Here is a 15,248-nt window from a genome sequence, read left to right as displayed (position 1 = left end):
CCCGTCCACCGCGCCCCGCACCACGTCTCACGAGGAGTCCCGCATGAAGGTCCGCACCCCGCTCTCCCAGGGTTGGACGCTGCGCCTGAACACCGACCGGCACACCCCCGAGCAGGCGCCCCCGGGGCTGGCCGGGACCGCCGTGCCGGCCCGGGTGCCCGGCTGCGTCCACACCGACCTCATGGCGGCGGGATGGCTGGTCGACCCCTACCTCGACCGCAACGAGCACGAGGTGGCCTGGGTGGGCCGTGCCGACTGGACGTACACCACCGAACTGCCGCGCCGGGACGCCGCCTTCGAGCGCGCCGAGCTGGTCTTCGACGGCCTGGACACGGTCGCCGCCGTCCACGTCGGCGGTCGGCTGCTGGGCCGCACCCGCAACATGCACCGGTCCTACCGGTTCGACGTCACCGAGCAACTCACCGACGGCGCCGCCCCGCTCGAAGTCGCCTTCACCTCCGCCTACACCGAAGCGGAGACGGTCCGGGCCACCCTCGGGCAGCGGCCCAACTCCTACCCGGAGCCGTTCAACTACATCCGCAAGATGGCCTGCTCCTTCGGCTGGGACTGGGGCCCCACCCTGGTGACGGCCGGTGTGTGGCGCGAGGCGCGGCTCGAGCAGTGGTCCACGGCCCGGCTGGCCACGGTACGCCCGCACGTCACCGTCGCCGAGGACGGCACCGGCGCCGTCGAGATCGTCGTCGGCCTGGACCGCACGGCGACCGGACGGGACAGGGAGCTGCGGCTGGTGACCGCCGTCGGTGACGCGTCCGCTGAGGTCGCGGTCGCACCGGGGCAGAACACCGCCACGGTGACGGTGCGGGTCCCGGACGCGGAGCTGTGGTGGCCGCGCGGATACGGCGCCCAGGCGCTGCACGGATGCACGGTCGTCCTCAGCGACCCCGACGGCGGCGGGGTCCTCGACACGTGGGAGCGCCGCATCGGCTTCCGCACGATCGAACTCGACACCTCCGCGGACGCGTACGGCAGCGCCTTCACCCTGGTCGTCAACGGCACACCCGTATTCGCCCGCGGGGTCAACTGGATCCCCGACGACGCCTTTCCCAGCCGCGTCACCGCGGACCGCTACCGCGACCGGCTCACCCAGGCGGCCGAGGCCGGTGTGGACCTGGTGCGCGTGTGGGGCGGCGGCATCTACGAGGACCGTGCCTTCTACGACCTCTGCGACGAACTGGGGCTGATGGTCTGGCAGGACTTCCTGTTCGCCTGCGCCGCCTACCCGGAGGAGCAGCCGCTGCGCTCGGAGATCGAGGCCGAGGCCCGGGAGAACGTGACCCGGCTGATGCCCCACCCGTCGCTGGTCCTGTGGAACGGCAACAACGAGAACCTGTGGGGCTTCGCCGACTGGGAGTGGGAGCGGACCCTCGCGGGCGACTCCTGGGGCGAGGGCTACTACCTGGGCCTGCTGCCCCGCGTCGTGGCGCAGACGGACCCGACCCGCCCGTACTGGGCGGGCAGTCCGTGGTCCGGGTCCTGGGCCCACACGCCCAACGATCCCGGCCACGGCACCAGCCACTCGTGGGAGGTGTGGAACCGCCGCGACTACAGCGACTACCTCACCACGGTGCCGCGCTTCGTCGCCGAGTTCGGCTGGCAGGCGCCTCCGGCGCTCGCCACCCTGGAGCGCGCCCTGGCCGAACGCCCGCTGACGGCCGACGCTCCCGGCATGCTGCACCACCAGAAGGCGGAGGACGGCAACGGCAAGCTGAACCGCGGGCTCGCCCGGCACTTCGCACAGCCCGCCGACTTCGACACCTGGCACTATCTGACTCAGCTCAACCAGGCGCGCGCCGTCGCCGCCGGCGTCGAGCACTGGCGCTCCCACTGGCCGCGCTGCGCCGGCACGGTGCTGTGGCAGCTCAACGACTGCTGGCCGGTCACGTCCTGGGCGGCGATCGACGGCGACGGCCGGCTCAAGCCCCTCTACTTCGAGATGCGGCGCCTGTACGCCGACCGGCTGCTGACGATCCAGGACCGCGACGGCGACCTGGTCCTCGCGGGCTGCAACCAGAGCGCGGCGGTCTGGGAGACCACCGTCACCGTCCGCCGGATGGCGGCGGACGGCACGGTGCTGGCGACCGCCGTGGTCGCGCTGAAGGCCGCGGCGCGGAACGTGGCACTGGAGCGGTTGCCGGAGTCGGTCGCGCGCCTCGGTGACGTGCGCGGGGAATTCCTGGTCGCCGACGCGGACGGCCTGCGCGCGGTGCGCTTCGCCTGCTCGGACCGCGAGTTCGCCTACCCGGCCGCCTCCTACGAGGTGCGGGTCGGTGAGGACGGCGAGGGCGGTGCGCTGGTCACGGTCACGGCCGGCGGGCTCGTGCGGGACCTGCTGCTCCAGGCCGACCGGCTCGACGCTCAGGCCCGCACCGATCAGGGCCGGGTCACGCTCCTGCCCGGCGAGAGCGCGACGTGGCGGGTCGCCGGCTGGCGGCGGCCCGACGCCCGGGCCGCCCGTGCGGCGCTGTTCTGCGTGAACGGGGGCGGATACGTCCATGGGTGACCCTCGCGCACGCCGGTCCAGGCGCGTCACGATCACGGACGTGGCGGCCCGGGCCGGCGTGTCCCGGGGAGCGGTGTCCCTCGCCTTCAACAACCGCCCCGGTGTCTCGGAGGCGACGCGCGAACGCATCATGGCGGCCGTCGCCGAGCTGGGGTGGGTGCCGAACCATGCCGCGATCAAGCTGTCCGGCTCGACGACCGGCGCGGGGGACACCGTCGGTCTGGTCATCGCCCGGCCCGCGCGGCAACTCGGCCTGGAGCCCTTCTACATGGAGTTCATCTCGGGGGCCGAGTCCGTGCTGGAGAGGCAGGGGTGCTCGCTGCTGCTGCACCTCGTGCGGGACACCGCCCAGGAGATCGCCGTCCACCGCCAGTGGTGGCAGTCCCGCCGGATCGCCGGTTCCGTCCTGGTCGACATCCAGCGGGACGACCCACGGATCACCGAACTGGCGACGATCGGGCTGCCGGCCGTCGCGGTCGGCCACCCGTCCCTGACCGGCGGCTTCACCTCGGTGTGGACCGACGACGAAAGCGCCGTGCACGAGGCGGTGCGCTACCTCGCCGCCCTCGGGCACCGGCGGATCGCGCGGGTGGGCGGTCATCCGGCGCTCGGCCACACCTTGATCCGTACCGCCGCGCTGAACGCGATCGTGGCCGAACTGGGCCTGGAGCCGGCCCGCAGCCTCACCACCGACTACTCCGGAGAGCAGGGCGCCCGGGCGACCCGGTCGCTGCTCGCCTCCCGGGAGCGGCCCACCGCGATCGTCTACGACAACGACATCATGGCGGTCGCGGGTCTGTCCGTGGCCGCCGAGATGGGCCTGAGCGTGCCGAGGGACGTCAGCCTGATCGCCTGGGACGACTCCCAGTTGTGCCGGCTGACCCATCCGAACCTGTCCGCCATGACCCACGACGTGTTCGGCTTCGGCGCCGATGTCACCCGTCGGCTGTTCGACGTCGTCCACCGCCGCGACCCCTCGTCGGGCCCCGCCGCGAAGCCCGTCCTGCTGCCCCGCGGCAGCACCGCGCCCCCGGCCGACACCACCGCCTGACCGCGGGCGGCCACCCGCGCGGGTGGCCGCCGTCCGACGTCCGCGCCCAAGGGCCCGGTACCGCCCACTTGTCCCCCGCTGCCTCCTCCTGGGCCGAAAGGCAGGGCCGCCATGCCCCGAAACCGCCGAAGAACCCTCGCCCGTCTCCTCGCGGTGAGCGCCCTGGCCGTCCCCGCCGCCGCGTACGCCACCGTGGCCGGCGACTTCCCCGGCGACCCCGGTCTGCTCGCGGCACCGCTGTTCGGCCACGTCCGCCTGGACGCGGGGGAAGCCCCGTATCCGGCGGCGGGGGTGCCGCACGCCTGCCTGCGGGGAACAGGCGTGGAGATCATGGCCGACTCCGACAACGTGCTGCGCCGCGGACTCACCGACAAGCACGTGGACACCGCGCTGCTGAGCGACGTCGTCGACCTCCGCGCCACCGCGCCGTCCGTCGTGCGTCCCGCGCCGGCGGCCGTGGCGGGCGAGCAGCGGTACGGCTGCCCGGCGGCGGAGTTCGCCCTGTCTCGGGTGGACGCGGGCGCCGAGGCGGTGTGCCTGACCGCCGCCGGGCCGCAGGTCCTGCTCTGCCTCGCCGGCCGGGCCCGGCTGGACGCGGGCCCGGCTCTCACCGCGGGTGCCGCCGCCTTGGTCCCGGTCGGCTCCCCCTGTCGGGTGTCCGGTGAGGGAGCGGTGCTCCACCGCGCCCGGGTGCCCCTGGGCGGGTCCTCATGAGGCTCGCGACCCGGGTCTGGGGCAACGGCCCGCGGACGGCCGTACTGGTGCACGGCATCATGACCGACTCGCGCAGCTGGAACCGCGTCGCGCCGGCGATCGCCCGGCACGGCTACCGGGTCGTCGCCGTGGACCTGCCCGGTCACGGAGCAAGCGGGCCCGCCGCGGACTACACACCGCACGCGCTCGCCGCGGCGCTGCTGGACGCCCTGCCCCCTGCCCCGGATCTCGCCGTCAGTCACTCGCTGGGCTCGGCCGCGCTGTTGCCGGCCGTTCCCCGGCTGCGCTGCGCCCGCGCCGTCCACTGCGACCCCGCATGGCTGCCCCGACCGCGGGACCTGGACGCCCTGCGCGCCGTCAGACACGCCACCTGGGCAGACCTGCGTGCCGCGCATCCGCGATGGCACGACGACGACATCACCGCCGAACGGCACGCCCTGGACTCCTGGGATCCCGCGTCCGTCACCGCTCTTCAGCATCTGCCGGGTCTGCCCGGCGCCCCGGCCGTCCCCTCGCTCGTCCTGCTCCCCGGCCCCAGCGAGCGCATCCCGCCCGCCGAAGCCGCGGCGCTGAGCCGGAGCGGCTGGCACCTACGGACGGTGGACGGTGCCGGGCACACCGTCCACCGTGACGATCCGGCCGGTTTCCTCCGGGCTCTGCGCGGTTGGCTGTGACCGGCCGGCTCCGCCGGCCCGGTCGTGCCGGGCCGGCGGAAGGCGTCAGGGCAGCGTGATCTCGCCCTGGTTCAGCACCCGGGGCAGGAAATACGCCGTCTGGATCTCGGCATTGGTGTTGTTCCCGCGCAGCTGTTCGGACCACATCATGAACCAAGCCCACTGCGGCTGGCTGTCCAGCAGCGAGGCAGTGGGCACCTTGCCCATCTCCGCGATGGCCATGGGCTTCGTTCCCGCGATGCTTCGCATCTGCTGGTAGTCGGCGGCGCTGGGGTAATTCTTGTACCAGGCGTCCAGCGAGACGACATCCACGTACTGATCGCCCGGATAGTAGTTGCTCCAGCCGCCGGCGGGATTGTCCTGAACGTTCCAGACCCATATCAGATTGTCCAGGCCCTTGGTCTTGGCGAGATAGTCATGGGTGATCTGGTAAAGGCGCGGACTGCCGTTGGCTCCCGGCCGGTTCCCCCACCAGTTCCATGACTCGTTCATCTCGTGCAGCGGCCGGAAGAGGACCGGGACGCCCGCGTTCTTGAGCTGCTGGAGATAGGGGACGACCTCGTCGAGGCGCCGCTTCCAGGCGGTGTTCAGGGCGCTGCCGTCGGTGATGATCTGCGAGAACTGCGCATTGGAGATGTTCGACTTCACGCCGCCCTCGAACGCGCAGGTCGAGCCGCCGGTCGGCGGGCAGACGTGCCAGGTGAGCGCGACCAGCGAGCCGTTCGTCCACTCGGTCCTCGCCTGGTCGATCACGCGCTGGCGGTTGGCCACGTCGGTGGCGTTGAACATCAGGTCGCCGCCCCACAGACCGGGATATTGCCCGGTCACGTCCTTGACCTGCTGCGTGTACTGGCCGGGCGCGGTGGCGGGTTCCTTGTTGTGCTGTCCGGAAACGATGTGGTTCCCGGAAATGGAGCGGAGGTAGTTCAGCACATTCTGCTTGGGAGTGGCCGGAAAAGCCTGCGCGGATCGCGTCGCCGGCCCGACGAAGATCGCCGCAGCGACAGCCGCGGCGGCCACCATGAAGGTGACGCGATGCCGAATTCTCCTCATGAGCACAGAAACTCCCTCGGTCGAACGGAATACGTGCCACCAAGTTGGCTACTGCGCCGGGTGCCCGTCAATGGTTCAGAGGGACATCGGCATCGCGCTCGCGGAATTATTTACTTAACGCTTTCTGAACGCCGTCTATTAGCCGGCCCTTTGTCCCGCATGCGCGTTTTCGCGCCGCGACCCGTCGGCCGGCCCGCCGAAGGCACTTGATCGCAGGGGGAGTGAGGTTCTCTCAGAGGCCAGGACCGCGTCCTGTGCGGTGAGCGCTCGTTGGCCGTCCATGGGGCGTGAGGGCTTTACGGCGGCGGGGCCGACGACGCCGGCTGCTCGATGCCGATGAGCGGGGCGGCACATGCCACTGCACGGCAGGGGAGGGCGTCGGCACGGACCGTCGGCGACCGACGGCGACGCCGCGCCTCCCGGATGCCCGACACGATCAGGACCGCGGGGGCGACGGGCCTCAGCAGCGTCACCAGGGTCGGGTCCGGTCCGGGCGGGCTGCGCCTCGCGCGAGGGCCACCTGGCGACACTTCGCCATCGGCGCGCCGCGGCTGACGGGGACGACCGGCATCGCCGCCCTCTTGCGACGGAAGGCCCATGAAGCGAACCGAACCGCCCGCTCACCGGCCTGGGTCCCGTGTGATCACGAACCGGACACCACAGGGCTTCGCGGAATCCCCGCACCCCGTGTCACGGCGGAGGAACGAGGTTAGCGCGGCGGCAGCGGAGCGTTAGCAGGAGCCGCCACCATGGATTCGCCGTGGCGGCACGGCCGTTGGGCCGTTCTTCGGGTGCGCGGACAAGACCTGCCGACGAAAGCCGGGCGATGAAGGGCAGAGCGGGATTGCCAGTGCCGTGGCCGCCTCGCGTCCGGGGATCCGAGCAAAGCCCTCCGTAGCTTCTCCTTGACCCTGAATGGGAGTCCCATGCCTCGTTCCTCTCCTCCCGATGTCCGCAACACCTCGTTGCCGTGGCTTCGTCGGCTGGCGCGCCGGATGACGACCGGTGTCTCGGCGGGCGCGATCGTGCTCGGTGTCGCAGGGAGTACGACGCTTCTGGCGCCTGCGCCCGCCCAGGCCCACGGCACGAACTGGGGGGACGCGTTCTCCAACCTCGGGCCGGCGACGCAGGCGGACTGGATGAAGGACCTCGCCGGCGGAACATGGCTCGCGGCGCTGTCCTTGCCCGGCACCCACGACACCCTCTCCATCAAGAACCTGCCGATATCGCAGACGCAGCAGGACTTCGGCGAGAGCGGCAACACTCTGACGGCGCAGTTGGAGCGGGGGATCCGTGCCATCGACATCCGGGTGCGTGTCACCGAGAACGGGTACTTCACGGTGCATCACGGAAAGGTGTACCAGAACGCCAATTTCGACGACGTGCTGACCAAGGCCCAGGATTTCCTCGGCAAGCACAAGACCGAGACGGTCGTCATGCGTTTGAGGGCCGAGTGCTCTCGCGGGACCGAGTCCGTCGGCGCCGGGGACTGCGAGAACGATCCGAAGACCGTCGACAGCGCGAAGATCGAATCGATCTTCGCGAGTTATGTGTCCCGCTACCCCGACCTGTTCTACGCCCCGTCGGTCTCCCAGGGGAAACCGGCTGGAGTGCCCCGGCTCTCGGATGTACGGGGCAAGATCGTGCTGGGCAGCTTCGACCACGTCGACCACCAGTACGGGATCAGGTCCTTCAACAATCACCAGGAGGACCACTACGAGCCGAACGGCATTCCGGAGAAGTGGAACTTCGTCAAGGCGAACATCGATCAGGCAGTACGCGACGGCAGTGGTGAGATGTTCGTGACGTACACGTCCGCGTCCGACTACAACGGGGACCTCATGTCCCCCGCCGATTTCGCCGGCGGCTACGGATGGGACGGCAAACAGCCTGCCGTCCAGGGCGTCAACTTCCGACTGATGCAGTACCTGAACGACGGCAACGGCAACGGCCATCTCGGGCTCGTCATGATGGACTTCCCCGGCTGGGCCGTGATCCAGGACATCATCGACCGCAACCAGAACTACGTCGTCACCGGTGGCCATCAGGCGATCTGGCTGGTCAACGCCGACAAGACCTACGTGGACACCAAGTACAACCGGTGCATGGTCCGGGGACCCGAGTTCGACAGTTCCAAGACCGGCGGCCTGGTCACCCAGCACGCGTGCCAGGCGACGGCGCCCAGCAGCCACCAGTGGGGCGCCGAGAAGCCGCCGTACGACGGCAAGGGCTACTACTGGATCAAGGCGAGCAACGGCAAGTGCCTGACCGTCCCCTACAACAACGGCACCCCGCCGGGCGCCGGCACCCAGCTGTTCTGGTGGGACTGCGAGACCCGCTGGTTCTCGGGCAGTCAGCTCTGGAACATCATCCCGACCCAGGTCGAAGTCGGGAGCGAGCGCAGGACGGCGTACAAGTTCATCAACAACTGGACGGGCCAGTGCCTGTCCGTGGACCCCGCCACCGCCCTCACCTCCGGCGGCAAGGTGACCCAGGACGTCTGCCCGAAGTAGACGTCTGCCCGAAGTAACGGCCCCATCGCGCCTGCGGCGCCCATGTCCTGGACATGGGCGCCGCAGGCATGCGCTGTGCGTGGTCGCCGTCGTGGTGGTCTGGGGCGCCGCGGGCATTCGCGTCTGCCACGCGGTCACGCCCGCGGTCCTCGGGCGGCTTCGCGATCGTCACCAGGGGTCCGGGATCTCGACGCACCGGGATCTCCGAGGCCGGGGTCCGCCGACCGCGTGGTGAGCCCGCGGGGTGTGCACTTCATGGCCGCGGGAGAGCCGGACGTCTCCCGGCCCCGGCCTGCGGCCGGTGCCGGCGTCTCGGCATGACGAGATCACCGCCCCGCCACCCGACATGATCGCCGAGGTGCTCGCCCCGCCTCGCACCCGGACGACCTGCGGCGCCTTCGTCCTCCAGTGACTGCGACGGGGTGTCGACGTGCGGACCCGCGTCGGTCCCGTCCGCGTCGTACCGACGCCGCCCCGCGCCTGCTTCGGCCCGATCGCACGGTCCTCGCCGCCTCGAACCCGGACCCCCGCGCCCCGTCCCGTCTCAGGACGCCTAGTCGCCGCATCCCCGGCCGGAGGCGCCTCGAACCCTGGCACCGACACCTTAAGTGAAGGCTAAAGAAAAGTCGGTTCAACTTCTTGACCGAGGCACGACTGCCGGGCATGGTTCCCGGAGAGCGCTCTCCCGACCGGTTCGAGGGCGCCGGAAAGCACGGCCCCCCTCCGGCACCACTTCCTGTCCCCGGCAACCCGACCCCACCAGGAGCACCCGTTGTCCAGATCGGCTTCCCCCACCTCCCTCCCACGCCGTGCGGCCGTGCCTCTTCTCTCGCTGGGCGCCCTCCTCGCGTCCTCGCTCACCGTCGCTCTCGCCCCGAGCGCGCACGCGGCCGACACCCTCCTGTCCCAGGGCAAGGCCGCCACCGCCTCCTCGCAGGAGGGAGCCGGCTACGCGGCCGCCGCCGCCGTGGACGGCGACCTCACCGGAACCCGGTGGGCCAGCCAGTGGAGCGACCAGCAGTGGCTCCAGGTCGACCTGGGTCAGGTGTCCACCCTCAGCCGTGTGGTCCTGACCTGGGAGTCGGCCTATGGCAAGGACTACGAGATCCAGGCGTCCGACAACGGCACCGACTGGCACACCCTGAAGACGGTGACCGGCGGCGACGGCGGCACCGACGACCTCGCCGTGTCCGGGAGCGGCCGCTACGTCCGGATGCAGGGCCTGGCCCGGTCCAGTGGATACGGGTACTCGCTGTGGGAGTTCCAGGTGTACGGCTCTGCCGGCGGAACCACACCGCCGCCCGCGGCCGGTGCCGTGAAGGTCGAGGGCACCCAGGGCAACTGGCGCCTGACCGTGGGCGGCCAGCCGTACACCGTCAAGGGAGTCACCTGGGGCCCGGCGATCTCGGACGCCCCCAAGTACCTGCCGGACGTCAAGGCCATGGGCGCCAACACGATCCGCACCTGGGGCACCGACGCGTCCAGCAAGGCGCTCCTGGACGCCGCCGCGGCCAACGGCATCCACGTGATCAACGGTTTCTGGCTGCAGCCGGGCGGCGGGCCGGGCTCGGGCGGCTGCGTCGACTACGTGACCGACGCGGCGTACAAGAGCAACATGCTCACCGAGTTCGCCAAGTGGGTGGACGCGTACAAGAGTCATCCGGCGACGCTGATGTGGAACGTCGGCAACGAGTCGGTCCTCGGTCTGCAGAACTGCTACAGCGGCAGCGAGCTGGAGGCGCAGCGCAACGCCTACACCAGCTTCGTCAACGACGTCGCCAAGAAGATCCACAGCATCGACCCCGACCACCCGGTCACCTCCACGGACGCGTGGACGGGTGCCTGGCCGTACTACAAGCGCAACGCGCCCGACCTCGACCTGTACGCGATGAACTCCTACAGCAACGTGTGCAAGGTCCGCCAGGACTGGATCGACGGGGGCTACACCAAGCCGTACATCGTCACCGAGACCGGCCCGGCCGGTGAGTGGGAGGTGCCCGACGACGTCAACGGCGTCCCCGACGAGCCGACCGATGTGCAGAAGGCGGACGGCTACACCAAGGCCTGGAACTGCGTGACCGGCCACCAGGGCGTGGCCCTGGGCGCCACCCTCTTCCACTACGGCACCGAGCACGACTTCGGCGGCGTCTGGTTCAACCTGGTGCCCGACGGGCTGAAGCGGCTGTCGTACTACGCCGTCAAGAAGGCGTACACCGGCTCGACGGCCGGTGACGACACTCCCCCGGTCATCAGCGGCATGACCGTCAGCCCGGCCTCCGCCGCGCCGGCCGGCGGCGAGTTCACCGTGCACGCCGATGTCCGCGACCCCGAGGGCGACCCCCTCACCTACAAGGTCTTCCTCAGCGGCAACTACGCGAGCGGTGACAAGCGGCTCGTCGAGGCGCAGTGGCGCTCGACCGGCAACGGGAACTTCGTCGTCACCGCGCCCCAGAAGCTCGGCGTGTGGAAGGTGTACGTCCAGGCCGAGGACGGGCACGGCAACGCCGGCATCGAGACCAGGTCCGTCAAGGTCGTCGCCCCGCCGGTGAGCGGGACCGACCTGGCGCTGAACCGGCCGGCGACGGCCTCCTCCTTCCAGCAGTCCTACGGCGACTGCCCCTGCGCTCCGGCGCTGGCCGTCGACGGCCGCGCCGAGACCCGCTGGGCCAGCGACTGGAGCGACCCGCAGTGGTTCCAGGTGGACCTCGGCGCGTCGAAGACCCTGCGCAAGCTGCAACTGGTCTGGGACCCGGCCTATGCCAAGTCCTACGAGGTGCGGGTCTCGGACGACGGCACCAACTGGCGCTCGGTGTACTCCACGACCGCCGGCGACGGTGACGTCGACACCGTCGACGTCTCGGCCTCCGCGCGCTACGTGCGCCTGCAACTGACGGCGCGCGGCACGAGCTGGGGCTACTCCCTCCACGAGCTGGGGATCTACAGCTGACGGCTGTGCCCCCGGACGCCGGTGGCACGGCCCGTGAGGGCTTCGCCACCGCCGCACCACCGATCGCACCACCCGCGTGACACGTGCGCGCGGGCCCTCTCCCCATCCCACGGGCAGGAGATCCCATGAGATCGAGTCCGAAACGGCTCCCCGCACTCCTCCTCGGCACCGCGCTGCTCGCCGGCGCCCTCGGCTTCGGCACCCTCGCCCGGGCCACCTCCGACAGCGACCGCGAGGCCTCCGTCGCGGCGGTCGTCGCCCACACCGGGCACACGATGGCCCTCTCCACCCAGGCGTCCGCCGACGACCCGGACGGCGACGGCTACATCCCGGCGGTACCGCAGGTCACGGGCGTCACACCGTCCACGGCCAATCCGCCCTCACGCTACTTCCACGAGTTCCAGGCGAACTGCTCGGTCACGCACACCGCCCCGGACGACCCGATCGTCTACCCGGGCCAGCCCGGCAAGTCCCACGACCACACCTTCATGGGCAACACGTCGACGAACGCGGGCAGCACCACCGCCTCCCTCTACGGCGGCGCCACCACCTGCAAGGCGCCCGCCGACGCCTCGGGTTACTGGATGCCCTCGCTGTACAAGGGCGACCAGAGGATACTGCCGACGGGCCCCCAGACGATCTACTACAAGTCCGGCGTCACCGACTACACCAGCGTGCGGCCCTTCCCCAAGGGGCTGCGGTTCGTCGTGGGCGACCCGATGCAGAGCGCCGACGCGTTCCGGCACCACCGCGGCTTCGTCGAGGGCTGGGAATGCGGCGACAGCTACTTCAACACCGACTTCCCCGCGAGCTGCCCGGACCGGGCCGACGTCCAGCTCAACATCCGTTTTCAGGCGCCCAGTTGCTGGGACGGAAAGTACCTCGACACCCCGGACCACAAGAGCCACATGGCCTACCCGGTCGTCAAGCCCGGCACCAACGACAACATGTGCCCCGCCGACCACCCGGTCGCCGTGCCGATGATCGAGTTCAAGATGGCCTTCCCGGTCAACGGCGACATGAGCCAGGTCCACCTGGCCAGTGGCCGCGGCTACTCCTTCCACTACGACTTCTTCAACGCGTGGGAGGAACGCACGCTCAAGGCCATGGTCGACCACTGCATCGTGGGCGGTCTCCAGTGCGACGCCCGCGGCTACGACCAGACGCACCCGGAGGCGGGCGCGACCCTCGGCCAGGACTACCGACTGCCCTGACCGCCGGCCCGATCCACCGGGCCCGGCCGGTCCCGTGCGCCACGCGCGGGGCCGGCCGGGCCCTCGGCCTGCTCCCGCCGCGGGAGCCGGCCTTCACGTCACACATGGGGTGGGGATGAACGACGACATGATCGACCGGTTGGTCGACGAGCTGAGCCTGGCGCGGAAGGTGCGGCTGCTCACCGGCGACACGACCTGGCGGACCGCCGCGGAGCCCGGGATCGGGCTCAGGCAGATGATCTGCTCCGACGGACCGGCGGGGGTGCGCGGGGAGAGCTGGGACGAACGGCGGACCGCCGCGCTGCTGCCCTCGGCCTCGGCCCTCGGCGCCCTCTGGGACGACGATCTGCTGGAGGAACTGGGCGGCCTGCTCGGCGCCGAGGCCGTCCGCAAGGGAGTGGACGTCGTCCTCGCTCCCACCCTCAATCTGCATCGCAGCCCGCTGGGCGGCCGCCATTTCGAGTGTCTCTCGGAGGATCCGGAACTGACCGGGCGCACCGGTGCCGCGCTGATCCGGGGCATCCAGGCGCAGGGGGTCGCGGCCACGGCGAAGCACTTCGTCGCCAACGACTCGGAGACCGAGCGGCTCACCGTCGATGTCCGGATCCGCGAGCGGGTGCTGCGCGAGGTGTATCTCGCACCGTTCGAAGCGGCGGTCGAGGCCGGGGTGTGGCTCGTCATGGCCGCCTACAACGCCGTCAACGGCACGACGATGACCGCCAGTCCCCTGCTGGAGGACGTCCTCAAGGGCGAGTGGGGTTTCGACGGGGTCGCCGTCTCCGACTGGGCGGCCGTCCGGACGGTGGAGGAGCCGGCCCGCGCCGCGCTCGACCTCGCGATGCCCGGCCCTGACGGTCCGTGGGCGACACACCTGACCGGTGCGGTGGAAGACGGCCGGGTACCGGAGAAGGCGGTCGATGACAAAGTACGGCGGCTGCTCCGGCTCGCCCACCGCGTGGGCGCCCTCGCTCCGGGCGCGTCCCGCAGGAAGCCGGTGATGCGCACGCGTGACACCAGGGCGCTGCTGCGCCGCGCCGTCGCCGCCGGCTCCGTACTGGTCGGCAACGGCGGCGGCGTGCTGCCGCTGGACCCGGGCGCGCTGTCGGCCGTCGCCGTGATCGGTGCGCACGCGGCCACGCCGCGCGTCCAGGGGGGTGGCAGTGCGGGTGTCCATCCCTCGGGTGTCGTCACCCCCCTCGACGGGATTCGCGCCCGGCTGCGCGGCCGGGCACGGGTGGTGCATGTTCCCGGCCCGGCACTCGGTCTCCCCCCGTCCCCCCTCGACCCGGGCCGGTGCACACATCCCGTGTCGGGGGCGCCGGGCGTCCTGGTGCGGCTGCTGGACGCTCAGGGCCGGGAACTGCACGCCGAACGTCGGCTGTCCGGACGCCAGTTGGAGCCCACGCTCGTGCCCGGCGCGCACACCGTGGAGATCAGCGCGCTGCTCGAACCGGAACGGACCGGCGAATGGAGGTTCGGCGTCGCCGGATTCGGGCGCATGACACTCAGCCTCGACGCACAGGTGCTCCTGGACGGCGACTTCCCCTGCCGGACGGATGATCCAGCGGTCGTGCACGTCGACCCGCCCCTGCACACCGTCCGGGCCACCCTGGTGTCGAAGCGGCCCGTGCACCTCGTGGCCAGACGCGAACTCGCGGCCGGCACCGGACGAGCCACGGTCCTCGCCGCCGCACCGCCCGAGGAGGACCCGGCGACGGCGCTCGCCGCGGCGGTCGACGCCGCCCGGCAGGCGGACGCGGCGGTCGTGTTCGTGGGCACCACCGAGCACAGCGAGACCGAGGGTCGCGACCGCACCGCTCTGGCCCTCGGCGGCCGGCAGGACGACCTCGTCCGAGCCGTGGCCGCGGCCAACCCGCGCACGGTCGTGGTCGTCAACAGCGGAGGGCCCGTGGAACTGCCCTGGCGCGAGGAGGTGGGCGCCCTGCTGCTCGGGTGGTTCCCGGGGCAGGAGGCGGGCGCGGGCATCGCCGATGTCCTCTTCGGCCATGCGGAGCCGGGGGGCCGGCTCCCCACCACCTGGGCCGCGTCCCTGGCGGACGCCCCCGTGACGGACACCCTGCCGATCGACGGCCGGCTGGACTACGCCGAGGGTCTGGACATCGGGTACCGGGCCTGGCTGCGCGCCGGGCGGGAACCCGCGTACTGGTTCGGTCACGGACTCGGCTACACGACGTGGGAGTACGAGACCGTGGACGCGCCGGCGCGGGTCGCCCCGGGCTCCGCGTTCACGGTCCGGGTCGGGTTGCGCAACACCGGGCGACGGCCGGGACGCGAGGTGGTCCAGGTGTACCTGGCGCGCCCCGGGTCGGCCGTGCGGCGGCCGGAGCGCTGGTTCGCCGGATACGCGGCGGTCCGCGCCGAGGCGGGCGCGAGGGCGACCGCCGAGGTGGTGGTGCGACCGCGTGCGCTGCGCCACTGGTCCGAGGCCGACCGTGCCTGGCGCACGGAGGCCGGTACGTACCGGCTCATGGTCGGACGCTCCGCGGGAGACCTGCGGTGGGACAACCCGCTGACGGTCACAGAGGCCCCCTGATCCGGCC

Annotated in this window: 9 protein-coding genes; 8 read left to right on the top strand and 1 reads right to left on the bottom strand. The window is 71.5% G+C overall.

The features are described from left to right. Window positions 1-43 precede the first annotated feature (43 nt). The 4 genes from ACF061_RS24050 to ACF061_RS24035 all read left to right on the top strand — a co-directional run bounded on the left by ACF061_RS24050 (window position 44) and on the right by ACF061_RS24035 (window position 4,960). A complete protein-coding gene (locus tag ACF061_RS24050; RefSeq protein ID WP_392269016.1) occupies window positions 44-2,521 on the top strand; it encodes a glycoside hydrolase family 2 protein in 2,478 nt (825 codons plus the stop codon). After that, window positions 2,514-3,572, top strand: a complete 1,059-nt coding sequence (locus ACF061_RS24045) for a LacI family DNA-binding transcriptional regulator (RefSeq protein WP_392269015.1) — start codon at window positions 2,514-2,516, stop codon at window positions 3,570-3,572. The genes ACF061_RS24050 and ACF061_RS24045 overlap by 8 nt, the downstream gene beginning before the upstream one ends. A 111-nt stretch (window positions 3,573-3,683) precedes the next feature. Next, window positions 3,684-4,286 (top strand): hypothetical protein, encoded by a 603-nt coding sequence (locus tag ACF061_RS24040; protein WP_392269014.1) that lies wholly within the window; start codon window positions 3,684-3,686, stop codon window positions 4,284-4,286. After that, window positions 4,283-4,960, top strand: coding sequence for an alpha/beta fold hydrolase (locus ACF061_RS24035; RefSeq protein ID WP_392269013.1), 678 nt, complete (start codon window positions 4,283-4,285; stop codon window positions 4,958-4,960). Before ACF061_RS24040 ends, ACF061_RS24035 begins: the two co-directional genes overlap by 4 nt. 45 nt (window positions 4,961-5,005) lie before the next feature. Here the strand turns inward: ACF061_RS24035 and ACF061_RS24030 are convergent, their stop codons facing one another. Further along, window positions 5,006-6,013, bottom strand: a complete 1,008-nt coding sequence (locus tag ACF061_RS24030) for a glycosyl hydrolase (protein ID WP_392269012.1) — start codon at window positions 6,011-6,013, stop codon at window positions 5,006-5,008. Between the two features lie 995 nt (window positions 6,014-7,008). On the opposite strand from ACF061_RS24030, the gene ACF061_RS24025 reads away from it, so the two are divergent. The 4 genes from ACF061_RS24025 (at window position 7,009) to ACF061_RS24010 (ending at window position 15,241) form a co-directional block, all read left to right on the top strand. Next, complete coding sequence (locus ACF061_RS24025) at window positions 7,009-8,526, top strand: phosphatidylinositol-specific phospholipase C domain-containing protein (RefSeq protein ID WP_392269011.1); 1,518 nt, start codon at window positions 7,009-7,011, stop codon at window positions 8,524-8,526. Between the two features lie 772 nt (window positions 8,527-9,298). Further along, window positions 9,299-11,473, top strand: coding sequence for a discoidin domain-containing protein (locus ACF061_RS24020; protein ID WP_392269010.1), 2,175 nt, complete (start codon window positions 9,299-9,301; stop codon window positions 11,471-11,473). Window positions 11,474-11,598: 125 nt separating this feature from the next. Then, window positions 11,599-12,687, top strand: a complete 1,089-nt coding sequence (locus ACF061_RS24015) for a DUF1996 domain-containing protein (RefSeq protein WP_392269009.1) — start codon at window positions 11,599-11,601, stop codon at window positions 12,685-12,687. A gap of 115 nt (window positions 12,688-12,802) precedes the next feature. Then, window positions 12,803-15,241, top strand: coding sequence for a beta-glucosidase (locus ACF061_RS24010; protein ID WP_392269008.1), 2,439 nt, complete (start codon window positions 12,803-12,805; stop codon window positions 15,239-15,241). The last annotated feature ends 7 nt before the right edge of the window (window positions 15,242-15,248 follow it).

The organism is Streptomyces sp. NPDC015220 (assembly GCF_043079345.1).
Classification (GTDB): Bacteria; Actinomycetota; Actinomycetes; order Streptomycetales; family Streptomycetaceae; genus Streptomyces.
Note: the sequence above shows the minus strand (reverse complement) of the source record. Positions and strands in the feature narration are given on the sequence as shown.

Bases quoted from the DNA above. Each gene is read 5' to 3' on its own strand.
- ACF061_RS24050 (WP_392269016.1), top strand. From the start codon at position 44: ATGAAGGTCCGCACCCCGCTCTCCCAGGGTTGGACGCTGCGCCTGAAC.
- ACF061_RS24045 (WP_392269015.1), top strand. From the start codon at position 2,514: ATGGGTGACCCTCGCGCACGCCGGTCCAGGCGCGTCACGATCACGGAC.
- ACF061_RS24040 (WP_392269014.1), top strand. From the start codon at position 3,684: ATGCCCCGAAACCGCCGAAGAACCCTCGCCCGTCTCCTCGCGGTGAGC.
- ACF061_RS24035 (WP_392269013.1), top strand. From the start codon at position 4,283: ATGAGGCTCGCGACCCGGGTCTGGGGCAACGGCCCGCGGACGGCCGTA.
- ACF061_RS24030 (WP_392269012.1), bottom strand. From the start codon at position 6,013: ATGAGGAGAATTCGGCATCGCGTCACCTTCATGGTGGCCGCCGCGGCT.
- ACF061_RS24025 (WP_392269011.1), top strand. From the start codon at position 7,009: ATGACGACCGGTGTCTCGGCGGGCGCGATCGTGCTCGGTGTCGCAGGG.
- ACF061_RS24015 (WP_392269009.1), top strand. From the start codon at position 11,599: ATGAGATCGAGTCCGAAACGGCTCCCCGCACTCCTCCTCGGCACCGCG.
- ACF061_RS24010 (WP_392269008.1), top strand. From the start codon at position 12,803: ATGAACGACGACATGATCGACCGGTTGGTCGACGAGCTGAGCCTGGCG.